The organism is Geomonas oryzae (assembly GCF_004117875.1).
Lineage (GTDB): Bacteria > Desulfobacterota > Desulfuromonadia > Geobacterales > Geobacteraceae > Geomonas > Geomonas oryzae.
This window is the reverse complement of record NZ_RAHW01000007.1, coordinates 26,790-49,281: the sequence shown is the minus strand read 5'-3', so window position 1 is coordinate 49,281 and position 22,492 is coordinate 26,790. Positions and strand designations below refer to the sequence as shown.

At 64.8% G+C, this 22,492-nt stretch carries 19 protein-coding genes; 16 read left to right on the top strand and 3 right to left on the bottom strand.

The features are described 5' to 3' along the window. The first annotated feature begins 138 nt into the window (after nt 1-138). The 14 genes from D6Z24_RS17145 to D6Z24_RS17080 all read left to right on the top strand — a co-directional run bounded on the left by D6Z24_RS17145 (nt 139) and on the right by D6Z24_RS17080 (nt 18,707). Nucleotides 139-1,548, top strand: coding sequence for a sigma-54-dependent transcriptional regulator (locus D6Z24_RS17145; protein ID WP_246014707.1), 1,410 nt, complete (start codon nt 139-141; stop codon nt 1,546-1,548). 341 nt (nt 1,549-1,889) lie between these two features. Further along, on the top strand, nt 1,890-2,306 hold the full coding sequence (locus D6Z24_RS17140; RefSeq protein ID WP_129127840.1) for a response regulator: 417 nt from the start codon (nt 1,890-1,892) through the stop codon (nt 2,304-2,306). Between the two features lie 63 nt (nt 2,307-2,369). After that, the gene (locus D6Z24_RS17135; RefSeq protein ID WP_129127839.1) at nt 2,370-2,786 is read left to right on the top strand and encodes a response regulator; all 417 of its coding nucleotides are present in this window, start codon (nt 2,370-2,372) and stop codon (nt 2,784-2,786) included. After that, nucleotides 2,776-4,416, top strand: coding sequence for a chemotaxis protein CheA (locus tag D6Z24_RS17130; RefSeq protein WP_129127838.1), 1,641 nt, complete (start codon nt 2,776-2,778; stop codon nt 4,414-4,416). Before D6Z24_RS17135 ends, D6Z24_RS17130 begins: the two co-directional genes overlap by 11 nt. Before the next feature lie 38 nt (nt 4,417-4,454). After that, complete coding sequence (locus D6Z24_RS17125) at nt 4,455-4,997, top strand: chemotaxis protein CheW (protein ID WP_129127837.1); 543 nt, start codon at nt 4,455-4,457, stop codon at nt 4,995-4,997. Nucleotides 4,998-5,026: 29 nt separating this feature from the next. Beyond that, nucleotides 5,027-7,333, top strand: coding sequence for a methyl-accepting chemotaxis protein (locus D6Z24_RS17120; RefSeq protein ID WP_129127836.1), 2,307 nt, complete (start codon nt 5,027-5,029; stop codon nt 7,331-7,333). A 1-nt stretch (nt 7,334) separates the two neighbouring features. Beyond that, a complete protein-coding gene (locus D6Z24_RS17115; protein WP_129127835.1) occupies nt 7,335-8,273 on the top strand; it encodes a CheR family methyltransferase in 939 nt (312 codons plus the stop codon). Between the two features lie 16 nt (nt 8,274-8,289). Continuing rightward, nucleotides 8,290-10,620 (top strand): HEAT repeat domain-containing protein, encoded by a 2,331-nt coding sequence (locus D6Z24_RS17110; protein WP_162605162.1) that lies wholly within the window; start codon nt 8,290-8,292, stop codon nt 10,618-10,620. Further along, complete coding sequence (locus D6Z24_RS17105) at nt 10,617-11,465, top strand: CheR family methyltransferase (protein ID WP_129127833.1); 849 nt, start codon at nt 10,617-10,619, stop codon at nt 11,463-11,465. The genes D6Z24_RS17110 and D6Z24_RS17105 overlap by 4 nt, the downstream gene beginning before the upstream one ends. Before the next feature lie 4 nt (nt 11,466-11,469). Continuing rightward, entirely contained in the window at nt 11,470-12,546 is a 1,077-nt protein-coding gene (locus tag D6Z24_RS17100) for a protein-glutamate methylesterase/protein-glutamine glutaminase (RefSeq protein ID WP_246014706.1), read from the top strand. Nucleotides 12,547-12,624: 78 nt separating this feature from the next. Beyond that, nucleotides 12,625-13,992: a sigma-54-dependent transcriptional regulator gene (locus tag D6Z24_RS17095; protein WP_129127831.1), complete on the top strand. Its 1,368-nt coding sequence runs from the start codon at nt 12,625-12,627 to the stop codon at nt 13,990-13,992. 284 nt (nt 13,993-14,276) lie between these two features. After that, nucleotides 14,277-15,911 (top strand): methyl-accepting chemotaxis protein, encoded by a 1,635-nt coding sequence (locus D6Z24_RS17090; RefSeq protein ID WP_129127830.1) that lies wholly within the window; start codon nt 14,277-14,279, stop codon nt 15,909-15,911. A gap of 16 nt (nt 15,912-15,927) precedes the next feature. Beyond that, on the top strand, nt 15,928-16,419 hold the full coding sequence (locus D6Z24_RS17085) for a chemotaxis protein CheW (RefSeq protein ID WP_129127829.1): 492 nt from the start codon (nt 15,928-15,930) through the stop codon (nt 16,417-16,419). 50 nt (nt 16,420-16,469) lie between these two features. Continuing rightward, nucleotides 16,470-18,707, top strand: a complete 2,238-nt coding sequence (locus D6Z24_RS17080; protein WP_129127828.1) for a PAS domain-containing hybrid sensor histidine kinase/response regulator — start codon at nt 16,470-16,472, stop codon at nt 18,705-18,707. 204 nt (nt 18,708-18,911) lie between these two features. On the opposite strand, the gene D6Z24_RS17075 is transcribed toward D6Z24_RS17080, so the two are convergent. Then, the gene (locus D6Z24_RS17075; RefSeq protein ID WP_129127827.1) at nt 18,912-19,508 is read right to left on the bottom strand and encodes a YceI family protein; all 597 of its coding nucleotides are present in this window, start codon (nt 19,506-19,508) and stop codon (nt 18,912-18,914) included. A 107-nt stretch (nt 19,509-19,615) separates the two neighbouring features. After that, entirely contained in the window at nt 19,616-20,053 is a 438-nt protein-coding gene (locus D6Z24_RS17070) for a MarR family winged helix-turn-helix transcriptional regulator (protein ID WP_129127826.1), read from the bottom strand. A 266-nt stretch (nt 20,054-20,319) separates the two neighbouring features. Between D6Z24_RS17070 and D6Z24_RS17065 the strand changes: the two genes are divergently transcribed. Together D6Z24_RS17065 and D6Z24_RS17060 are read left to right on the top strand one after the other, a co-directional pair. Further along, entirely contained in the window at nt 20,320-21,600 is a 1,281-nt protein-coding gene (locus D6Z24_RS17065) for an NfeD family protein (protein WP_129127825.1), read from the top strand. A gap of 18 nt (nt 21,601-21,618) precedes the next feature. Beyond that, nucleotides 21,619-21,918 carry a hypothetical protein gene (locus tag D6Z24_RS17060; RefSeq protein WP_129127824.1) on the top strand — a complete coding sequence of 100 codons (300 nt, stop codon included), beginning with the start codon at nt 21,619-21,621 and terminating at the stop codon, nt 21,916-21,918. Here the strand turns inward: D6Z24_RS17060 and D6Z24_RS17055 are convergent. Further along, nucleotides 21,915-22,409 (bottom strand): hypothetical protein, encoded by a 495-nt coding sequence (locus D6Z24_RS17055; protein WP_129127823.1) that lies wholly within the window; start codon nt 22,407-22,409, stop codon nt 21,915-21,917. The two genes, D6Z24_RS17060 and D6Z24_RS17055, sit on opposite strands and share 4 nt — an antisense overlap. Between the last annotated feature and the right edge of the window lie 83 nt (nt 22,410-22,492).

Here is a 22,492-nt window from a genome sequence, read left to right as displayed (position 1 = left end):
TCTAACGCCCCAGCGCGGGGCACCGGCCATGGGAATGGTCATAAAAAATTCTTTTACTTATTAACATTTTGACGATAAGGTGGCAAACGGTCATTTGACTATGTGCATTAGCCGATAGTAAGCCGCGACGGAGCACACATGTCAGCACAGGGAAAAAACAAGGGGATGGCGGACCAGATACTGCTGGTGGACGACGAGCCCCACATCCTGTTCGGGTCCTCGGTCATGCTGCGGCAGGCAGGCTTTGCGCGGGTGAAGACCCTGGACGACATCCGCCAGCTGCTGCCGATGCTCATGGAGGAAGAGCCCGGGGTGATCGTCCTCGACCTGCAGATGCCGCACATATCCGGCAAGGAGATGCTCGGCGAGCTCAACTGCAGTTACCCGGCCATCCCGGTTATCATCGTCACCGCGGCGAACGAGCTGGAAACGGCCATCGACTGCATGAAGCTCGGCGCCTTCGACTACATCGTGAAGCCGGTGGACGCCACCCGCTTCGTGACGAGCGTCAGGAAGGCGCTGGACCGAAACGCCATGCAGCGCGAGATAGAGTCGCTGCGCGAGTCGCTTTTGGGCGGAGCCCCGGCGAACGAGAAGGCCTTTTCCGCCATCAAGACCAGAAGTCCACGCATGAAGGCGATCTTCAGCTACCTGGAGGCGGTGGCTCCCACGGAGCAGCCGGTCCTCATCACGGGAGAGACCGGGGTCGGCAAGGAGCTGATCGCCCGCGCCCTGCATGAGCTTAGCGGACGCCGGGGGGCCTTCGTCCCGGTCAACAGCGCCGGGGTGGACGACCACGTCTTCTCGGACACCCTCTTCGGGCACAGGAAGGGGGCCTTCACCGGCGCCGACCACGCGCGCGACGGCATGATCGTTCGGGCCGCCGGGGGGACGCTCTTTCTGGACGAGATCGGCGAGACCTCCCCGGCCACCCAGGTGAAGCTTTTGCGGCTTCTGCAGGAAGGGGAGTACTACCCGCTCGGCTCCGATCTCCCCGCCGCCAACCAGGCCCGCGTGGTGGTGGCGACCAACCGCGATCTACCCGCAGCCATCTCCGAGGGGAGCTTCCGCCGCGATCTGTACTACCGTCTCTGCGCCCACCAGGTGAACGTGCCGCCCCTGCGCGAGCGCACCGAAGACATCCCGCTTCTTCTGGAGACCTTCGTGGAGGAGGCGGCGCGCACGCTGCACAGGGAGGCGCCGGGATACCCGTACGAACTCGCGAGCCTCCTGGCCGGCTACTCCTTTCCGGGAAACGTGAGGGAGTTGCGCGCCATGGTGTTCGACGCGGTGACGCGGCAGCAGGGGGGGACGCTTTCGGTTGCCGCCTTCCGCGACGCCACCGGGGCGAAGCTTCCGACGCCTGCCCCGGGCCTGGAAGAGGGGGGAGAATGGCTGGATCTCTCCGCAGGTTTTCCCACCCTGGCCGAGATCACCCAGAGCCTGATCCGGGCCGCCTTGAGCCGTTCCGGCGGCAACCAGCGTGCGGCCGCCGAGCTGCTGGGGATCACCCGGCAGGCCCTCAACCAGCGCATTAGCAGGAAATAATTCCCCTTTTTCCCCCACGATTCGCCCACCGCAGGAGGTTTCGCCCCCCGCCTGACCACCTCCGGCGGCAAGAAACCTTGTCACTGTCAACTTTTCTTGCTCGTCTCGATAAACCCCGGTAATACGCGGGACAAACCTCTCCGATCCCCCCTTTGTCAAGAAAGCTTGCTCCGCTTCTCTCGCCGCCGGATCGCATCCGTCGGCGCAACTAGCCGTATACAGTGACGGAATTCTTCCTACGCCGGATGGCACGCCCTTTGCCTTAATGAGGAAGCTGCGGTGCCGTGCCTTCTGGAAAGGGCGCCGTTTCGCGCAAGAACAAGGATACGACGAGGTGCGTGATGCTTAAAAAAGTGCTGGTGGTTGATGATTCCGAGATGATCCACAAGATGTACCGCCTGGTTCTGAACCGTTACGAGTGCGAGATCCTCGACGCCATGAACGGTCAGGAGGCGCTCAACCTGCTGGACCTGCACCGGGACACCGGGCTCATCCTGCTCGACATCAACATGCCGGTCATGAACGGGGTGCAGTTTCTGGAGAAGGCGGGTGCGCTGGGGATCACCGCAAGGGTTCCGGTCATCATCATCAGCACCGAAGGGAAGGAAAGCGACACGATCCGCGGCCTGCAGTTGGGCGCCAAGGGGTACGTGAAGAAGCCCTTCAATCCCACCCTTTTGCACGACCTGATCGGGAAACTCGTGCTCCCTTCGCCCGCGCCCCCCCGGTTCGAAGAGCGCTGCTGCGCCACCCTTTAACCATCGCCGGAAGGGGCATGGCTTGCGCCGGTGCCCTGCCGAGGCACTGAAAGGGAAAAGCAGATGAAACTGAAAAAAGTCCTCGTAGTGGATGATTCTCCCCTGATCCGCCAGATGTACCACCTGGTCCTGGCGCGCTACCGCTGCCAGATCCTGGACGCCGGAAACGGGCAGGAGGCGCTCGACATCCTGGTGCGGCAGGACGACGTGCAGCTCGTGCTTTTGGACATCAACATGCCGGTCATGAACGGGGTGAAGTTTCTGGAAAAGGCCTCGCTTCTGGGGCTCGCGCAGAGGACCCCGGTGATCATCGTCAGCACCGAGGGGAGCGAAGCGGACACCGTCCAGGGGCTTAGGTGCGGCGCGAGCGGGTACCTCACCAAGCCGTTCACCCCGAGCCAGCTGCATGAGGTGATCGTAAGGGTGCTTCAGGCGGGCGGGGCCTGTCCGGAGCCGGAGGAGATGGCCTTTGAACGGTGAGTGCGATTTTTCAGCCCTGGCCCGGGATTTCGTCGAGGACGCGGGGGGACACCTGGACGCGGTCGAGGAATGCCTCCTCGAACTGGAGCGGCGCGCCTCGGGCGGGTGCGACCCCGAGCTGGTCACCACGATCCAGGGGCACCTCCATACCCTCAAGGGGAACTCCGGGATGATGGGGCTTTCCCCCGTGCAGCAGTACGTGCACCGGCTTGAGGAAGTGATGAAGGAGCTCGGGGCGGGGCTTTTGCCTCTCGGCCCCGCCTTCTTCTCCGCTCTCTACGGCGGCGTCAACGCGCTCCGCTTTGCCCTCTCCCGCTTCGCCGAGTCCCCCGACACCGGCTTCGATTTCACCGGCGAAGAGACCGCGCTCGAGCTGCTGCGCTCCGCTCCCGGGCCCGCGGCCGCCCCCCTTGCATCCCAACCCGCGCCCGCAGCGGAGTTCGGCTACATCACCAGGAAAAGCAGCACCCTGAAGGTCGATTTCGAAAAGCTCGACGAGCTTTTGAACCTCATGGGCGAGCTCGTCGTCCAGCGCACCGCCCTTGCCGCCATGGAAAAGCGCCTGCGCGAGCAGGTGTCCGACCGGGAGCTTTTGAGCGCCTTCAGCGAGACGAGCCAGCTGATCGTGAAGAGCACCGACGACCTGCGCCAGTCCATCATGAAGGTGCGCATGCTGCCGGTGAAGAGCGTGTTCCAGCGCTTCCAGCGCCTGGTGCGCGACCTCTCGCTCGCCCACGGCAAGAGGGTGCGCCTGATGTTCGAAGGGGAGGATACCGAACTGGACAAGACGGTCCTCGACGAGATCGGCGAGCCCCTTTTGCACCTGATCAGAAACGCCGTCGACCACGGTCTCGAGACCCCCGCCGAGCGGCGCGGCTGCGGCAAGGATGAATGCGGCACCCTGACGCTCAGGGCACGCCATGAAAGCAACCACATCGTCATCCAGGTCTGCGACGACGGACGGGGGATGGACCATGAGGAGATCCGCGGCAAGGCGGTGGCCCGCGGCGTGCTGGAGCCGGAGGCGGCCCGCGCTATGGGGGAGGCCGAGCTGCGGCAGCTCGTGTTTCTCCCCGGTTTCTCGACGAGAAGCGAGGTGACCGAGACCTCCGGGCGGGGGATCGGGCTCGACGTGGTCAAAAAGATCGTCACCTCCCTAAACGGCATCATCGAGATCGATTCAAGGGGGGGGCGCGGCACCACCTTCACCATGATGCTTCCCCTGACCCTGGCGATCATCACCGCCCTCATGGTGGAAGTGGCGGGCGAGACCTACGCGGTGCCGCTCTCCGGGGTCCTCGAAAGCGTCCAGGTGCAGGCGGGAGATTGCCACGACACGGGAAACGGCGAGGTGATCGTGCTGCGTGACCGGGTACTCCCGCTTTACCGGCTGGACCGCTTCTTCGGTCGGGAAGGCGAGGCGCAAAGGGAGCAGGAATACGTGGTGGTGGTGGCAAGCGGCGACAAAAGGGGAGGGCTCGTGGTGGACCGGCTGGTCGGCCAGCAGGAGATCGTCATCAAGGGCCTGGACGATTACCTGGGCGAACTCCCGGGGATCTCGGGCGGCACCGTGCTGGGTGACGGCCGGGTCTCGCTCATCGTGGACATCCCCTCGATTCTGGGGACGTGACCCCGAAAGGCGTCAGAGTTTTCAAAAAGGAGAAAGGCATGGCAGAGCAATTTTCCCTACCAAGCTCCGGGCTCGCCGAGGACGTGCTGGCCCGGTTCATCGAACAGGCCCAGCTGGAGGTGGACCGGGACGTGACGGTCTCTTCCGGCGCAGAGGGGGAGGCGACGCTGCAGTTGGTCACCTTCAGGCTCGGCAAGGAGGAGTACGGGGTCGACATCAACAGCGTCCAGGAGATCATCCGCGGGGGGGGGATCACCGCTGTCCCGGGGGCTCCACCCCACGTGAGCGGCGTCATCAACCTGCGCGGCAAGATCATCCCGGTGGTGGATCTGCGCCGGCGCTTCTCGCGCCCCGAAATCGAGGCGAACGAGGAACAGCGCATAGTGGTGGTGGAACTTGGCGAGAAGCGCCTTGGGATGCTCGTCGACTCGGTGCGCCAGGTGATCCGGTTCTCGACCTCCCTCGTCGAGGAGATGCCCGAGGACGCCACCACGGCCGAGGCGAGCTACATCCGCGGCATGGGGAAACTCGACGGCCGCCTCATCATCATTTTGAACCTCAACCGGGCACTGCTGCTCTAGTACGGGCACTACCAGTAAAGGAGAAGGAGATGTTAAAGAACGTTCGCATAGGGGGCCGGCTCGGCCTTGGTTTCGGCATCATGCTGCTCATCGTCATCGCCGTCGGCGGTACCGGCTACTGGGGGGTGAGGGAGAGCACCCAGACCACCATCGCCATGCTCCAGGGGGACGCCAGCATCTCGGAACACGCCTCGAGGGCGCGGGCCAACGTGGTGGGGATGCGGCGCTACGAGAAGGACCTCTACCTGAACATCGGTGACCGGGGCAAGGAGAAGGAGTACCTCGGCAAGTGGAGCGAGCAGCGCGACCACCTCTTGAACCGCCTGAAGGACCTCGAGAAGATCGTGGTGCTGCAGAAGGAAAAGGACGAAATCAAGGCGATGCGGGAGGAACTCGCCGCCTACGAGGCCGGTTTCAACAAGATCTACCAGGGGATCGAGTCGGGGCGCATCAAGAGCCCGGCACAGGCGAACGCGGCCATCGATCCGTACAAGGCGGGGATCCACAAGTTCGAGGAGGTCTCCAAGGATATCGCCGACGAGAGCAACCAGCGCATGGACAGCAAGGAGAAGGTCATGAACGACCTCGCCCGGCACGTGTCGCTCCTGGTGGTGGCGAGCATCCTGGTGAGCCTCATCGTGGGGATCCTGGTGAGCTTTTTGATCACCCGCAGCATCACCGTGCCGATCAACGCGGCGGTCGAGGTGGCGAAGACCGTGGCAAGGGGCGACCTCACCGTGGCGGTAGTGGTGAACTCGAAGGACGAGGTGGGCGAGCTTTTGGCCGCCATGCAGACCATGGTGCAGAGCCTTCTGGCCATGATCGGCAAGATCCGCGGCACCTCGGGCGAGGTCGCCTCGGCCGCCGGGCAGATCTCGGCCAACACCCAGCAGCTCACCAAGTCCGCCCACGGCCAGGCCTCGGCCACCGAGGAAACCTCGGCCACCATGGTGCAGATGGCCGCCTCCATCCAGACCGTGGCCGGCAACGCCGATTCCCTCGCCGCCAACGCGGATGAGGTCTCCTCCTCCATCGAGGAGCTCGGCGCCTCCAGCGAGCAGGTGGCGAAGAGCGCCGACGTGATGGCGAGCGCGGTCGCCGAGACCTCGGCCACCATCGAGCAGATGACCATATCCATCGAGAACGTGGCGCAAAACGCCGAAGAGCTCATGTCCTCGGTCGCCGAAACCTCGGCCACCATCGAGCAGATCACCGTCTCCATCGACCAGGTGGCCGGCAACTCCCAGGAGCTGCAGAAGGTGATGGCCGACTCCTCCGCAACCATCGAGGAGATGGCCGCATCGATCCGCCAGGTGGCGAAGAACGTGGAGGAGGCGGACCGCGTGGCCAAGGGGGCGGCCAAGGAGGGTGAGGCGGGCCTCGAGGCCGGGCAGCAGGCGGTCGCCGCCATGGGGCGCGTGGCCCAGGTGATCGAGAAGACCTCCGACTCCATCCTGAACCTCGGGCGTCGCTCCGAGGAGATCGGCAACATCGTCAAGGTGATCGGCGAGATCGCCGACCAGACCAACCTCCTCGCGCTGAACGCCGCCATCGAGGCGGCGCGCGCCGGCGACGCCGGGCGCGGCTTCGCCGTGGTGGCCGACGAGGTGAGAAAACTCGCCGAGCGGAGCATGTCGGCCACCAAGGAGATCGCCATGGTGATCCGCCAGGTGCAGGCGGATACCGGCGAGTCGGTGAAGTTCGGCGAGGTCGCCTCGCAGGAGGCGAAGAACTCCATGGAGCTCATCACGCTTGCGGGCACCGCGCTTGATAACATCGTCACCAGCATCGACCGCACCAGCACCCTCATGTCCGACATCGCCCGCATGACCGCCGAGCAGTCCAACGCCTCCAACCAGGTGATGCGCGCGGTGGAGCAGATGAGCGGGGCCTCCGACGTGGTGGCCAACGCCGCCCGCGAGCAGGCGACCGGCGGCAGGCAGATCCGCATCGCCGTGGAGCGGATGAACCAGTTGACCCAGGAGGTGACCGGCTCGGCCAAGGAGCAGGCGCTCGGGAGCCGCCAGATCCGCATCGCGGTCGAGAACATGAACCAGGTGACGAGCCAGGTGACCGTCGCCACCCGCGAACAGTCCCTCTCCGCGCGCCAGATCGTCTCCGCGGTGAACAGCATGACCGCCATGACCCAGGCGGTGGCCAACGCCACCGCCGAGCAGAAGAAGGGGGGCGAGATGGTGGTGGTCGCCATGGACAACATAAGCGACATCACCCGGGAGAACCTCTCCGCCGTCGAGCAGCTCTCGCGTGCGGCCCAGAACCTCACCCAGCAGGCCGAGGAAATGACGGCCCTGGTGGGGACCTTCAAGGTGGCCTGACATGGAAACGGCGGCAAGCCGGGCATACGGGGACGAGCTCCCCGACCCCTGTCTGGACCGGATCAGGGAGCGGGTCTTCCAGCTGAGCAGGCTCTACTTCGCCCCCCGCAAGCTCTCCCTGTTCCGGCAGCGTGTGGAAAGCAGGCTCGCGCAGCTCGGGTTTGCCGACTGCTGCGGCTACCTGGACCACCTGGAGCGGACCCCCGGCGAGTACGCCACCCTGCTCGACCTCTTGACCATCAACGAGACCTTCTTCTTCCGAAACCCGGACCAGTTCACCCACCTGCGCCAGGTGGTGCTGCCGGAACTGGAGCTTGTCCGGGGGCGGGAGATGATGCGCTCGTGGGGGGGGAGCGGGGAGGGGGGGCAGGGGATCATGAAGCTGCGCATCCTCTGCGCCGGCTGTTCCACCGGCGAGGAACCCTACTCGGTCGCGATGACCCTTTTGGAGGGGCTGCGTTATCCCAGGGCCTGGGACATCGAGGTCGTCGCCGGCGACATCAGCAAGAGCTGCCTCAACGCCGCGCGGGAGGGGTTCTACGAGATCGAGCGGCTGCACAACATCCCGCCCCAACTGATCCGTAAGTACTTCACCGCCACGGCCGGCGGGGCCTTCGTGGGGGAGGAACTCAAGTCGCTCGTGCGGGTCATCCCGCTCAACCTGAACGACCTCATGAAGGGGGAGCTTCCCGCCGGGATCGATGCAGGCTGGGGGGAGTTCGACCTCGTCTTCTGCCGCAACGTGATGATCTACTTCTCGCCCGCCTGCCAGCAGCTCCTCGTGGAAACCCTCTCCCGGCTGCTGGCGCCGGGAGGGCACCTTTTCACCGGCGACGCCGAGCCCCTGCACCTTTTCGACCACGACCTCGTCGCGGTCCCCAAAGCCGGCTGTCTCGTGTACCGCAAAGTGGAGAACATAGAACATGCTTCATCCTTATGAGCCCGTTGGAGAGGAATTGACCCGCTTGCAGGAACGTTCGCTATCGGAGCTCCTCGCGTTCGTCGGTGACGGCGAGCGCGGGCGCAAGAGCGAGGCGCTGGACATCATCATCGGCCGCGGCCTGGAAGGGATCTATCCCGCGCTGGAAGCGGCGGTGCGCGACAACGACAACGCCGACCTGAGAAACGGCGCCATGGAGGTGCTGGTCAAGTTCGGCGGGGAGGCGGTGCCGTGCCTTAGCCGGCTTCTTTCCGACGGCGATGAGGAGATCCGCAACTTCAGCGCGGTCATGTTGGGCGACATCGGCAGCCGCGACGCGGTGAAAGACCTGATCGCGGCGCTCACCGACCCCGACAGCAACGTGAGTCATTCGGCGGCCGAGGCGCTGGGCAAGATCGGCGACCGCAGCGCGCTCGTGCCGCTATTGGAACTGTTGAAGGGGGATTTCTGGCTGCAGTATCCCGCCGTCTGCGCCATCGGTGAACTCAGAGACTATCGCGCCGTCCCCCACCTCTTGCCGCTGCTCGGCGACGAAATGCTGCGCGGCGCGGTGGTCGAGGCCCTGGGGAAGGTCGGCGACCAACGCGCACTCTACGCCCTGGCCGGCATCCTTCCCTTCGTGGAACAGGAGTTGGCGCGCAGCGTGGCGTGCGCCATGGTCTCCATCATCAACATCCTGAACGAGCTGGAGAGCTACAAAAACCGCATCGAGGTGGGGACCCGGGAGGAACGGCTGCTCCGGCTGGTCTCCCCGCGCGGGGTGGAACGGCTGAAGTCGATGCTCCGGGAACAGGATGATCTGCAAGCGTCGCAGGCGGCTGCGATGCTGCTTGGGTGGATGGGGGAACTCTCGGCCCTGGAGGGACTCTTCACGCTGCTTGCCGACGAGCGCAACCACGAGGTCGTGGAGAACGCGGTCCTCGCCATCGGGAGGCGGGCCGAGGGGGAGCTGCTGGCGGCGCTTGATCATGACAGCGCCGCCGTCCGACTGGTCGCGCTGCGCGCGTTGCGCTCGCTCGGCCTTCCCTGCCACCCCGGAGAACTGGCGCGCCTGCTCGCCAAGGAGGACGAGCAGGGACAACTCGAGGTGTTGGAGACGCTGCAATCCTTCCCGGATGAGTCGTTCCTGCCGCAGCTGCAACTCCTGCTGGCAAAGGGGAGCGATGCACTGGCGCGCCGGGCGGCCCTCGCCATGGCGCACCATCGCGTAGGTCCCGTGCTGGATCTTTTCGCGAAGCTCGCGCATTCTCCCGAGCCGCAGTCGCGCCGCCGCGCCGCCATGCTCCTTGGGTGCCTCGACAAGGGGGGGGGCATCGAGAACCTGCGCCTGCTAAGCCTCGACGACGATGCCGAAGTGCGGGGGGAGCTCGCGCGTTCCATAGGGAAACAGCGGGTATTGCAGGCCGTGCCGCTTTTGTGCCGCGCGCTGTGCGATCCGGAGGAGCTGGTGCGCGAGGCTGCGGTCCTGGCCGCGGCGGAACTGGGGGAGCCGATGCTCGTGGATGAGCTCCTGGCACTTTTGGGGAGCGGACGCGAGGATCTCGACTACTGCGTGATCCGGGCCTTGGGCGACATCGGGGCGCGTGAGGCGGGCGCCTTCCTGGTGGAGTACCTTTCCCGGGGCGTGTCGCGTCAGTTGGAGTACGCCATCGTGGAAACCCTGGGCAAACTGGCCTACCGGGAGGCGTCCGATCTGGTCACCGGGCGTTACCTGCAGCATGATGATCCCGACATCAGGCGCCTGGCGGTCTATACCCTGGGCGAGCTGGCCGACCGGGACTCGCTCAAGGCGGTGGAGGACGCGGTAGGCGACCCCCACTGGAGCGTGCGCATCGCGGCCCTGCGCGTCCTGGGCAAGATCGGCGGCGGTCGCGAGCTCCCTTTGCTGCTCAAGGGGGTGAACGATGCCGATGCCATGGTGCGCAAGCACGCCATCACGGTCCTCGGGGAGCTGCGCAACCCCGTCTCCGTCCCGGAACTGGTTGCGCTGCTTGAGGACCCGGAGGTGGGGAAAGACGCCTTCGAGGCGCTCGTGGCGTTCGGGCGCGGCGGGCTCCCCTGGCTGCATCGTCTCATGAAGAAGAACGACGGCGCGGAGCTGCGCGAGCGGGTCATCGACGTCATCGGCAAGATAGCCGACGGCAAGAGCGTGGAGCCGCTCCTGGAACTGCTCGACGACGAAAGCGAGATCGTCAGGCTCGCCTGCATCGACGCGATGTGCCACTGCTACGACACCCTCCCCTTGAAGCGGCTGATCCAGGTGAGAAAGGAGGATCAGAGCGCCGAAGTGCGGGCGAGGGCGGAATTGGCCCTGATGAGTTTCGCACAGCGGGAATTGCTCGGATGACGGCGGAGAAGACCGCCATGCAGGCTGAGGAGTTCAGGCTGTTCAAGGAGCATGTGGCCGAATCCCTGGGGCTCGTGCTGGAGGAGGGTAGCCGGAGGAACCTGGCGGCGAAGCTTTGGCCGCGGCTGGAAGAGCTGCGGCTGAAAAGCTTCACCGAGTACTACTGCTACCTGAAGTTCTCGCCGGGAAGAGAGGCCGAGTGGCAGCGCCTGGTTCCGCTGCTCACCAACAACGAGACCTACTTCTATCGGGAAGCGGCCCAGTTGTCGGTCCTCGCGCAGGAGGTGCTGCCGGCGCTCAAGGAGAGGAAGACGGCCCGGGGCGAGCGCGCCATCCGCATCCTCTCCGCCGGCTGCTCGAGCGGCGAGGAGGTCTACACCCTGGCGATGCTTCTTTTGGAGTCGGGGTGTTTCTCCTGGGACTGGGACGTGCGCATCACCGGCGTCGATATCGACACGCGGGTCCTCGACGCGGCGCGGCAGGGGCTCTACGCCCAGCGGGCCTTCTGGGCCGCCGACCCGGAGCTCGTGCGCAGGTACCTGACCCCCCATGGGGACAAACTCGCCGTCAGGCCGATCCTGCGGAAATGGACCTGCTTCGCGGAAGGGAACCTGCTCGACCTTAGGGAGCGGCTGGCCGGGGAGCGCTTCGACGTCATCCTGTGCCGCAACGTCCTGATCTATTTCGCGGAGGAAACCGTCAAACGGGTGGTGGACAACTTCACGGCGCTGCAGGCGTCCGGAGATTACCTGTTCCTCGGGCATTCGGAATCCCTTTCCAGGACGGGCGCCTCCTATGTGCCGCTTCGTTTTCCGGGTGCCATCATCTATCAGAAAAGGACGTGACGCTTTGGGGGACTTGAACGGGAAAATAAGGGTGCTGGTGGTCGATGACTCCGCCTTCGTGCGGCGCGCCATCATGCGGATGTTCGAGGAGAGCCCGGAGATCGAGGTGGTCGGTGTCGCGGCCAACGGCGAGAGGGCGGTGGAACTGGCGAGGTGCCTGCGCCCGGACGTGATCACCCTCGACGTGCAGATGCCGGTCCTTGACGGCCTTTCCGCGCTGGAAGCGATCATGAACGAGTGCCCCGCGCCTGTGATCATGTTCAGCAGCCTGACCGGCAAGGGGGGGGAGAAGACCCTCAAAGCGCTGGAGATCGGGGCGGTGGACTTCATCGACAAGAGCTCGGCGGGGGGCGCCATGGACATCGGCGCCCTGGCGAGGGAGCTGGCCGGCAAGATCAAGGTGGCGGCCTGCGTCGACCTGGAAAAGCTGCACGGTGCTGCGCGCAAGCGGGAAGCCGCGCCCGCCTCGCCGGGTAAAGCGCGCAGCGCAGGGACCGACGTCGTGGTCATCGGGACCTCGACCGGCGGCCCCCCGGCACTGCAACAGGTCTTGAGCCGGCTCGAGCCCACACCCTGCCCGATCCTCATCGTCCAGCACATGCCGCCGGGGTTCACCACCTCGCTCGCCGCGCGGTTGGACCGTTGCAGCACCCTCACGGTGCGGGAGGCGAGCGACGGGGAGACGGTGCTCGCGGGCAACGTCTACGTCGCGCCGGCCGGCTGGCACATGCGGCTTCGGCGCAAGGAGGGCGCCCTCCAGGTATGGCTCGATCCGGAGTCCGGAGGACACCTGCATTGCCCGTCCGTCGACGCGCTCTTCGAGTCGGCTGCCGAGGTCTGCGGCAGCCGCTCCCTGGGGGTCGTCCTGACCGGCATGGGCAAGGACGGGGCGGCCGGCGCCCGCGCCATCAAAAAGGTCGGGGGGCGGGTCGTCGTCGAGTCGGAGGAGACCGCGATAGTCTACGGGATGCCGAAGGCGGTGGCGGAAACGGTCTGCGTCGACGCCGCGGTCCCGCTCTACCAGGTCGCCGATACCATAGCGGGCATGGTCCAGGGGACGGCACGGGCAAAGCGTTCGTAATTAAAGGGGCAGGAGCTTAAATTTCCCGGCCGGCTGCCGATAAGGGTAAAGACATCCGCACTCGGGAGCCAACGCCACATGCCCAACACCACCAGAATACTCGCCGTCGACGATGAACCGGTCTTCCGTTTCCTACTGGAAAAGCAGCTGCGCGACATAGGCTATACCGTCCACACCGCGGTTGACGGCCTGCAGGCGCTGGAGCTGCTGGACCAGCAGCCGATCGACCTGATCCTCTCCGACCTGGTCATGCCGAGGATGGACGGGCTCGCCCTGATCGAGGAGGTGCAAAAGCGCAAAGCGGCCCCTCCCATCATCGTCATCACGGCCCACGGCAGCGTCGAGAGCGCCGTGGAGGCGATGCGGCGCGGCGCCTACGACTACCTGGAAAAACCCTACCAGCCCGACGACCTGCGCATCACCATCAAGCGCGCCATCGATTACCAGCACATCGTCCGGGAAAACGAGCAGATCAAGGGGCTGCTCTCGGACCGGTACACCTTCCAGAGCGTCGTCACCGTGAATGCCGCCATGAAGCAGGTGCTGGAACTCGCCGCGCGCGTCGCGGCGGCGCGACAGACCACGGTGGCGATCTACGGCGAGAGCGGTTCGGGCAAAGAGGTGCTGGCGCGCGCCATCCACTTCGCGGGGAAGGGGCTTCCCGCCGAGTTCGTGGCGGTGAACTGCGCGGCAATTCCCGAGCACCTGATGGAGAGCGAGCTCTTCGGACACGTGCGCGGCGCCTTCACCGGAGCGGACCGGGACCGCGAGGGGAAGTTCAGCCTCGCCCGCAAGGGAACCATCCTCTTAGATGAGATCGGCGACATGCCGCTCGCACTGCAGGCGAAGCTTCTGCGCGTCCTGCAGGAGCGCGTCTTCGAGAAGATCGGCAGCAACACCCCCATCCCCGTTTCCTGCCGCGTCATCGTCGCCACCAACAGAAGTCTCGCCGAACTGGTCGCCGCCGGCCGCTTCCGTGAGGACCTGTACCACCGTATCAACGTCTTCCCGCTCACCATTCCGCCTCTTTGCGAAAGAAAGGACGACATCCCGATCCTGTGCGACCACATCCTCGAACAGCTGCGCCAGCACCTGGGGAAGCCTTTGCCTGGGATCTCGCCGCAGGCTATGGAGGTGATGCTCAACTACCGCTGGCCGGGAAACGTGCGCGAACTGCGCAACTGCCTTGAGCGGGCGGCGATCCTCACCGACAACGAACTGATCCGTCCCGCGCACCTGGCCCTGGCCGGTGCCTCCCCCGGGGCCGCGGAACCGGCAGCGGAGGGAGACCGTGTCAGCTACCACCTCTCGCTTCCACCGGACCAGCTCTCTCTCGATGCCCTCACCGAGCAGATCCTCGACGTCACCCTGCAGCGCTGCGGCGGCAACAAGTCGAAAGCGGCACAGCTTCTCAAGGTGAACCGCAAGGCCTTCTACCGCTCCTGACGGGACTCGGTCCGCAGCAATGCCGTCGCCGTCCCTCCCCAGCTCTAGCGCCTTGTCATATTCCCGTCCCCAATCCGTACAGGGTGTCCCTTCGGGGGACACTCCGGTGCTCCTCTTCTTGAGGTAAGTCCTCGAAAACACGAAAAAACATTCTTGGCACCAGTCGTGCTACTTACTGCAGTACAGACGCCGCACTGTTCCGCAGGGAACAGGGGCAAACCGACCGGCCGGAGAGGCAGCCTTCAAGGCTTCGCGGCCACTAAGCAGTCAAGGGAGGATTCACAATGAGAACGATAAGGGATCTCAAGGTAGGAACGAAGCTGGCGGCCGGGTTCGCCTGCGTTGCGGTCATAGCGGCGGTGATCGGCTTCATCGGGATAAGGGTGACCAACAACCTCAACGCGGAAGGGAAAAGGACCTACGAGAGAGTGACCGTCCCGCTCGGGCAGCTGGCCGGGATGTCGGTCAGCTTCCAGCGGGTAAGGATCAACGTGCGGGATGCGGTCGAGGCGACCGACCCGGCACAGCGAAAACTCTACGTCGACACCGTGGTGAGCCTGCGCCGGAAGATAACCGATCTGGCCGGCCAGTACGAGAAGAGCATCGGTAGTGAGGATGGGCGCCGTCTCTTTGCCGACTTCAGCAAGGCCCGGGTGAGCTACCTGGGGTACGTCGACAAGATCCTCGCCCTGGACGAGTCGGGCCAAAAGGCGGAGGCCAGGGAGATCCTGCACGGCGTGGCGAAGCAGGCCGCCCTCGATCAGCAGGCGCTCCTCGACAAGATGATGTCGGTCAAGGAGGAGCAGGGGAAAGTGACGGCGCACAACAACGAACTAGCCGCCGTGGCAGCCGGCCGCACCATCGGTGCGCTGCTGGTCCTGGGGCTTATCCTCGCTCTGGTCCTGGGTGTCACGATCACCCGCATGATCACCCGCCCCCTGGACAAGGCGGTCAAGGTGGCGAACCGGCTCGCCGAGGGGGACCTCACCGTCGAGGTGGTGGTCGATTCCAAGGACGAGACCGGGCAACTTCAGGCGGCCATGGGGCACATGGTGGCGAACTTGAGGGAACTGGTTTCCCAGACGGTGCACATCTCGAGCAGCATAGCCTCCGCCTCGACGCAGCTGCAGGGAACTTCGGCACAGATCGCCACCGGCGCCGAAGAGGTCGCCTCGCAGACCGGCACCGTGGCGACCGGCAGCGAGGAGATGGCGGCGACGAGCGCGGACATCGCCCGCAATTGCGTGCTGGCCGCCGAGGCGTCGCGTCAGTCGACCGAGTCGGCCCAGGGGGGCGCCAAGGTGGTGCAGGAAACCATCGTCGGCATGGGCGAGATCGCAGCCCGTGTGCGCAACACCTCGAAGACCGTCGAGGCACTGGGGGTTCGCTCCGAAGAGATAGGGGACATCGTCGGGACCATCGAGGACATCGCCGACCAGACGAACCTGCTGGCGCTAAACGCCGCCATCGAGGCGGCCAGGGCCGGCGAGCAGGGGCGCGGTTTCGCGGTGGTGGCCGACGAGGTCCGGGCGCTCGCCGAGCGCACCAGCAAGGCGACCAAGGAGATCGGCGCCATGATCAAGGCGATCCAGGGCGAGACGCGCGAGGCGGTGCGTGCCATGGACGAGGGGGTGCAGGAGGCCGAGAAGGGGGCGGTGTCGTCGCAGCGCTCCGGAGAGGCCCTGGAAGATATCCTCAGGTGCATCAGCGAGGTTTCCATGCAGGTGAGCCAGATCGCGACCGCGGCGGAAGAGCAGACCGCAACCACCACCGAGGTGACCAGCAACATCCAGCAGATCACGGACGTAGTGCACCACACGGCGCGCGGCGCCGAAGAGACGGCGATGGCGGCGGCGCAACTCGCCCGGCAGGCCGAGGAACTGCAGCAACTGGTGAGCCGCTTCAAGCTCGCGGCCTAGGAAAAGGAGAACGGTCATGGCAAACGATCTTCAGATAGTAAGGGGTGATGCGCAGCAGCTGCTCCAATTGGTCACCTTTCACGTCGGGGGCGAAGGGTTCGCGGTGGAGGTGGCGAGTGTCAGGGAGATCATGCGGCTTCCCGTCATCACGAGCCTCCCGAACGCCCCGTCATACGTCGACGGCATCATCAACCTGCGCGGCGGGGTGATCCCGATCATCTCCCTGCGCGAGCGCTTCGGCCTCTGCGCCGTGGAAAACGACAGCCACACGCGCATCATGGTGATGACCGTGGGGGAAAAGGTGGTGGGGTTCCGGGTGGACGCGGTCTCCGAGGTGATCCGGGTCCCGCAGGGACAGCTCCAGCCTCCGCCGCCGCTTGTCGCCGCAGGCGGCGGGCGCCAGTGCGTCACAGGCGTCATCGAACGCGGCGAACGCCTCCTGATCGTCCTCGATCCGGAGCAGCTCCTGCTGCTGAGCGAGCTGGACTGGGAGGCGCACGCCGCCTAGCCGCGGCAGAGCACCGACGGTGAGGATGGAAGAAGTCAGAGGGAACCGTGATGAGCGTGGAACGTGGGCTTAAGATAACGGCGGGGGGGACCCTGCTGGCGGTGGTCCTGCTGGCGGCGCACGGCAGCAGGATGCCCGACCTGCGGCTGTACGCCCTGCTCATCTCCTGCGGCGTGCTCGCGTGGTTCCTCGCCTGGTGCTGGGCGCCGGGACGGAAGTGCCCGGAGGGGGAGGCCGGGGAACGGGCGAGCCTCCTTCTGGAATCGGTGGAGGAAGGGGTGGTGGCGGTGGACGGCGCCGGCACGGTGGTCTTTGCCAACCGTGCCGCCCTCGAGCTCCTGGGCTACGGCGACGGTGAGCTGGAGGGGCGGGACCTGCGCACGGTGCTGCACGAAGGGGGCGCCGCACGCTGCGCCGAGTGCGGCAAGACGAACTGCCTGATGAACCCGGCCTTCGGCGGCAGCCGCCGGCGCTCCTTCGACGAGCTCATGTGGCGCAAGGACGGGACCTCCTTTCATGCCGACTTGAGTTGCAGCTCGCTTGGCGGGGGCGCGCATCGCGGCGCGGTGCTCTCCTTCCGGGACGTAACCAAGCGCAGGGAGGCCGAGGAGGCGCTCAGGCAGAGCACCCGGGCGCAGGAGGAGGCGAACCGCCAACTGCTGCGGACGGTGCAGCACGCGAACGAACTCGCCGTGAAGGCGGACCGCGCCTCCGCGGCGAAGAGCGAGTTTCTGGCCAACATGAGCCACGAGATCCGCACGCCGATGAACGCCATCGTAGGGGCAAGCCACCTCCTGTCCGGGACCGAGCTCACGCCGCAGCAGAGCGATTACCTGCAGACCCTGATGATCTCGGCGGACCTGCTCCTGAAGGTGATCAACGATATCCTCGACTTTTCAAAGATCGAGGCGGGCAAGCTCGAGGTCGAACGGGTGGAATTTTCGGTACGCGACGTGGTGGAAGAGCTCCTCTCCGTCTACTCGGCGCGGGCCCGGCAGCAGGGGCTGGATCTATCCGTCGAACTCGACCCTGAGATCCCCCCGTCGCTTATCGGCGACCCTATGCGTCTCTCCCAGATCCTCAACAACCTGCTGAGCAACGCCCTCAAATTCACCCGGCACGGCTACATCCGTATATCGGTACGGCTCGCAAACCGCGACGGCGCCTCGGCGGAACTCCTCTTCGCGGTACGCGACTCCGGCATCGGCATGCTGGCGGAGGAGCAGGCGCAGCTCTTCCAGGCCTTCACCCAGGTCGACGGCTCCATCACCCGCACCTACGGCGGAACCGGGCTCGGTCTCGCCATATGCAGGCGCCTTTGCGCCGTGATGAAGGGGGAGATCTGGTGCGAAAGCATAGCCGGTCTCGGGAGCACCTTCTCCTTCCGCCTGCCGTTCGGCATCGCGAGCGTAAGGGGGCAGGCGCCGCAACGCAGGGAACCCTCGGTCGCCATGTTCCGGCAGCAGCGCGTGCTCCTCGTCGAGGATAACCAGTTCAACCAGAAGGTGGCTCTGGCGCTTTTGGAGCGGGCCGGGTTGCAGGTATCGGTGGCCGGTAACGGTGCGGATGCGGTGGAGCAGGTGAAGCGCAACGCTTTCGACCTGGTGTTGATGGACATCCAGATGCCGGTCATGGACGGGCTCACGGCGGCCCGGCACATACGGGCCCTCAACACCCCCGGAGCCGCCTCGCTTCCCATCCTTGCCATCTCCGCGAACGCCATGGAACGAGATGTTGAGGCAAGCCTCGCCGCCGGGATGAACGCGCACATCGCGAAGCCATTCACCCCCGAGACGCTTTACGGCGCCATCGCGGTCTGGCTCGATGACAGCGGGGCCGTGCCGACGAGGGGGGCGTCAAACGATGTGGCGGAAGCGTCGACGGCCGGACCGATGCTGCCGCGGCTGGATTTCGCGACCGGCGTGCGGCAGACCGGCGGTGACCGGCGCCTGTACCTGGACCTGTTAAGACAGTTCGAGCTCGAGTACCGCGACCGGGGCGAGGAGATCGAGCGGGAGGTGGCCGCAGGAAGGCTGGATGAGGCGGCGCGGCTTGCCCACTCGGTGAAGGGGATCGCGGGGGTACTGGCGGCCCAGCCGCTGCAACGGGCGGCGCAGAGGCTCGAAAGCGCACTCAAGGGGGATGGTGAGTCGGCGCAGGCGCTGGCCGATTTCCGACTGGAGTTGAAGCTCACCATCGCCGCCCTGCGTGCCGAAGCGAGGCCGCTCACCGAAAGCGGCGAGCGCGGCGGCGCGGGGGAGGTGGTCGAGGAGCGGTCGAGCGCCTGAAAACGTGCAGCTGGCGGGCTCTTTGATGGCCATAAAAGAAAAGGTGCGTCCTCGTGGGAGGGCGCACCTTTTTTGTTTCCAACCATGTTCCAGCGAAGGGGTAAGTGTTCTCGGCTGGGCGGAAGCTCCTCACTAAGCGCAGCCTGAGCCCCGACGTCCCCCCCTTGGCGAAGGGGGGGCAGGGGGGATTTTCAAAAGCTGAAATTACTGTTTCGCCTTGATCATCTCGATCTCGAGGTTGATGTCCACTTCCTCGCCTACCGCCACGCCGCCGGTCTCGAGGGCCGCGTTGTAGACCAGGCCGAAGTCCTTGCGGTTGATCTTGGTGCTAGCCACGACGCCGCTTCTGATGTTGCCCCACGGGTCCTTGCTCTCCTTCGCCGGCCCTTCGACGTTCAGCACCACCTGCTTGGTCACCCCGTGCAGCGTCAGGTCGCCGGTCACCCTGAGTTTTCCCTTGCCGGCCTTGGCGACACTCTTCGATACGAAGGTCATGGTCGGGTACTTGGCGGCGTCGAAGAAGTCCGCGCTTCTTAAGTGCTCGTCACGCTTGGCTACGTTGGTGTTCACCGAGGCGGTCTCGATGGTGACGGCAACCTTCGACTTGGTGATGTCCTTGTCGTTGATTTCGACGGTCCCCTTGTGCTTTTCGAAGCTCCCCTTCACGTTGCTTACCATAAGGTGACGGACCTTGAAGCCGACGTTTGAGTGGTCCGGGTCGATGTTCCAGGTCGATGCGGAGGCAAGGGCGGGAAGGGCGAAAGCTGCTACTGCGGCGATGGTTGCGATGGTTCTTTTCATGGCGTTTCTCCTTTTTCTCTGTACGAGTTTTCTTTTTGTTTGGTTTGAATTGTTGTCTTTTGATGTTGAACTATTATCTCAAAAAAAAGCCTCTTTATTCCTGCCCGTCATCCCTCCCGTAATCCGAGTTTTTTGCAGATCCTGCCCAGGGTTTGTTGTTCTTCATCGGTCAGCACCCCCATCTCGGCGACGATGGCCGCCTCGACCTCGGCGAAGGTGGCCTCGATCAGCGTGCGTCCCTTCTGGGTGAGGATGACGGTGCAGAAGCGGCGGTCTTCCAGGGAACGCTCGCGCAGGACGAGCCCCTGCTTTTCCAGGTTGTCGATGACGAGGGTGATGTTGCCGGTGCTTTTCAGTATCTTCGACGCGACGTCGCGCTGGCACAGGGGACCCTTGTGCAGGAGGGCCTCGAGCACGCCGAACTGGCTTATGGTGAGACCGGCTTCCGACATCTTGCGTCCGACTCTTCCGGTCACGGATTCGGCGCCACGCATCAGCTTCGTGTAGGTGTTCAACGCGAGTTTGGAAGTGCCGTCCTTTTTCATGATCTCTCTCCGTTTGCTCTCAACATCTTGTCGATGATGTAAAGCTATAACTGAAACGATTAAATGTCAAACTATTTTTTTACGGGTATGCGAAAAAACGGTAAGTCATCGTCAGGCAAGGGTAACCGGCGTGGCGGTACTTGCCAACGCCGGCTTTTAATGGAAGAATAGCGCGGGTGTCCCAATGAAAAAGGAAGGCGAAAGCGTTAAGAAATTTGAGCCGGTTATTGCGGAGCCGTGCCTGGGCTTCCACGGGAGGTGCACAGATGAAACGGTTTTTACTGGTCATGTTGATGCTTGCCCTGCCGTTCAGCCTAACGGCGCAGGAGCCGCAGGTCGGGCTTATCTCGCTGCGCGGGCCGATCAACCCGGTGACCACCTCCTTCTTGAAGGACAACCTGACCCAGGCGGCTGCGCGGGGGGAGCGACTCGTCCTCGTTGAGCTGGATACCCCGGGAGGGCTCGATCTCGCCATGCGTGAGGCTGTGCAGGCGATCTTCGCCGCGCCGGTTCCCGTGGTGGTCTACGTCACTCCGTCCGGGGCGCGCGCCGCATCAGCCGGAGCGGTCATCGGCCTTGCCGCGGACGTTCTCGCCATGGCGCCCGGCACCAACATCGGCGCGGCACACCCGGTGTCACTTTCAGGCAAACCCGATCCGGTTATGGAAGCTAAGATCGTGAACGACGCCGAGGCCTACGTGGAGGGAATCGCCGGGAAGCGGGGGAGAAACGTCCAGCTCGCCGGGAAGATGGTGCGGGAGAGCATATCGCTCACGGCCGAGGCGGCGCTCAAGGAAAAGGTGATCGATCTGGTCGCCCCGAGCAGGGAAGAGCTCCTCACCCGGTTGGAGGGGCGCACCCTTTTGCGCGGCGGCAAGGAGAGCGTGCTGCATCTCTTAGGCGCCCGCGTGGTGCACCACGAGATGGGGACGCGGGACCGCATCCTCGACGCGATCAGTAACCCCGACGTGGCCTACATGCTGATGCTCCTGGGGATCCTGGGGCTTTTCTTCGAACTCTCCAACCCGGGCGTCATCCTCCCCGGGGTGATCGGCGGCATTTCGCTGCTGCTCTCCTTTTTCGCCCTGCAGACCCTGCCGGTCAATTACGCGGGATTCGCCCTCATCCTGCTCGGCATCGTCCTGTTCATCGCCGAGATCAAGGTGGTCTCCCACGGGATGCTGGCGGTGGGCGGGGTGGTTGCCATGGTCATGGGATCTCTGATACTCTTCCCGTCTCCCGAGCCCTACCTGCGCCTGTCCCTTAAGGTGATCGCACTGACCGTCGGCATCACCGCGCTCTTTTTCACCGTGGTGATCGTGAAGGTGATCCAGGCGCACCGGGAGCCTCCCATCACCGGCGTCGAGGGGATGATCGGAGCCGTCGGGGTGGCCGACACCGACCTCGATCCGGACGGGAAGGTGGTGGTGCATGGGGAGTACTGGAATGCGACCTGCGCCGAGCCGGTGCTGCGTGGAGAAAAGGTGCGCGTGGTCGGGGTGAGCGGCCTGCTGGTCACGGTGGAAAAGGAGGAGTTGAAACGTTGAGGCGGAAGGAGAGGGGCCATGGCGGGCGGTAGCAGGCGGCAATCCGGGGACGTGAGGCTCGGTGACGCCCTTTTAGGGCTTCCCTGCCTGCAGCGGCAGCGGGCGAACCTCACCGGCGGGCTGCGGGAGACCTGGGAGGCGCTGCACGGCGAGACCTGTCCGGTGTGCGGCATGGAAGCGGACGAACTCGTCATTGAAGAAAGCATGCCTGGAAATACGGGCTTGGTCGGGCGCGTGCAGGAGAGGTTTCCCGGATGGCAGCCCGAGGACGGCCTGTGCCGGCCGTGCCTCGAGCTGTTTTGTGGGACGGAAAGCTAGAAGTGCTTAGGCACCGGGAGGCACCCCTCTTCGCTCAGCGCGTTCAGGTACGTTGTGCGCAGCTGGACGAAGGCCTGGGTGAGCCGGTCGATGAGGGCCGTGTTGCTGCAGCCGACCAGCTCCAGGAGCCCGTTTTGTTTGTTCGCGACGAGGCGCTCGATGTGCGCCGCCCTGCGGTTGATGTCCACGTGGGTGTGCCCCTGGGCGTGGCTTACCAGGCTCAGCATGGCGTCGGTGACGAAGACATCGATGGAGTAGATCGCCACCACCTGCGGGTGTTCTTTAAGCTGGAACACCACACGGATGTCGGGGTGGGGGAATTCGATGCCGGGAAGGTGGTCAGGGCCCATGTAATAAGAAGACGCCACCGGCAGCACTTCGATGTAGCAGTTGAGCAGTGTCGATTCGATATCGATAGGTGTCTGTACCGGCAGTTTGAGTGCCGCCCGTGAAAACTGTTCGCCGTGTTCGAGGTATAGTGAGAGCCGCATATGGTCACCTGTGAGTAGGAAGTTCAACGAACCACACAATAAAAATAATACCGACACTCCGTAAAAAGCAAGTGACCGACCGC

Coding starts and splice junctions, on each gene's coding strand:
- D6Z24_RS17145 (WP_246014707.1), top strand. CDS start 139: ATGTCAGCACAGGGAAAAAACAAGGGGATGGCGGACCAGATACTGCTG.
- D6Z24_RS17140 (WP_129127840.1), top strand. CDS start 1,890: ATGCTTAAAAAAGTGCTGGTGGTTGATGATTCCGAGATGATCCACAAG.
- D6Z24_RS17135 (WP_129127839.1), top strand. CDS start 2,370: ATGAAACTGAAAAAAGTCCTCGTAGTGGATGATTCTCCCCTGATCCGC.
- D6Z24_RS17125 (WP_129127837.1), top strand. CDS start 4,455: ATGGCAGAGCAATTTTCCCTACCAAGCTCCGGGCTCGCCGAGGACGTG.
- D6Z24_RS17120 (WP_129127836.1), top strand. CDS start 5,027: ATGTTAAAGAACGTTCGCATAGGGGGCCGGCTCGGCCTTGGTTTCGGC.
- D6Z24_RS17115 (WP_129127835.1), top strand. CDS start 7,335: ATGGAAACGGCGGCAAGCCGGGCATACGGGGACGAGCTCCCCGACCCC.
- D6Z24_RS17105 (WP_129127833.1), top strand. CDS start 10,617: ATGACGGCGGAGAAGACCGCCATGCAGGCTGAGGAGTTCAGGCTGTTC.
- D6Z24_RS17095 (WP_129127831.1), top strand. CDS start 12,625: ATGCCCAACACCACCAGAATACTCGCCGTCGACGATGAACCGGTCTTC.
- D6Z24_RS17090 (WP_129127830.1), top strand. CDS start 14,277: ATGAGAACGATAAGGGATCTCAAGGTAGGAACGAAGCTGGCGGCCGGG.
- D6Z24_RS17085 (WP_129127829.1), top strand. CDS start 15,928: ATGGCAAACGATCTTCAGATAGTAAGGGGTGATGCGCAGCAGCTGCTC.
- D6Z24_RS17080 (WP_129127828.1), top strand. CDS start 16,470: ATGAGCGTGGAACGTGGGCTTAAGATAACGGCGGGGGGGACCCTGCTG.
- D6Z24_RS17075 (WP_129127827.1), bottom strand. CDS start 19,508: ATGAAAAGAACCATCGCAACCATCGCCGCAGTAGCAGCTTTCGCCCTT.
- D6Z24_RS17070 (WP_129127826.1), bottom strand. CDS start 20,053: ATGAAAAAGGACGGCACTTCCAAACTCGCGTTGAACACCTACACGAAG.
- D6Z24_RS17065 (WP_129127825.1), top strand. CDS start 20,320: ATGAAACGGTTTTTACTGGTCATGTTGATGCTTGCCCTGCCGTTCAGC.
- D6Z24_RS17060 (WP_129127824.1), top strand. CDS start 21,619: ATGGCGGGCGGTAGCAGGCGGCAATCCGGGGACGTGAGGCTCGGTGAC.
- D6Z24_RS17055 (WP_129127823.1), bottom strand. CDS start 22,409: ATGCGGCTCTCACTATACCTCGAACACGGCGAACAGTTTTCACGGGCG.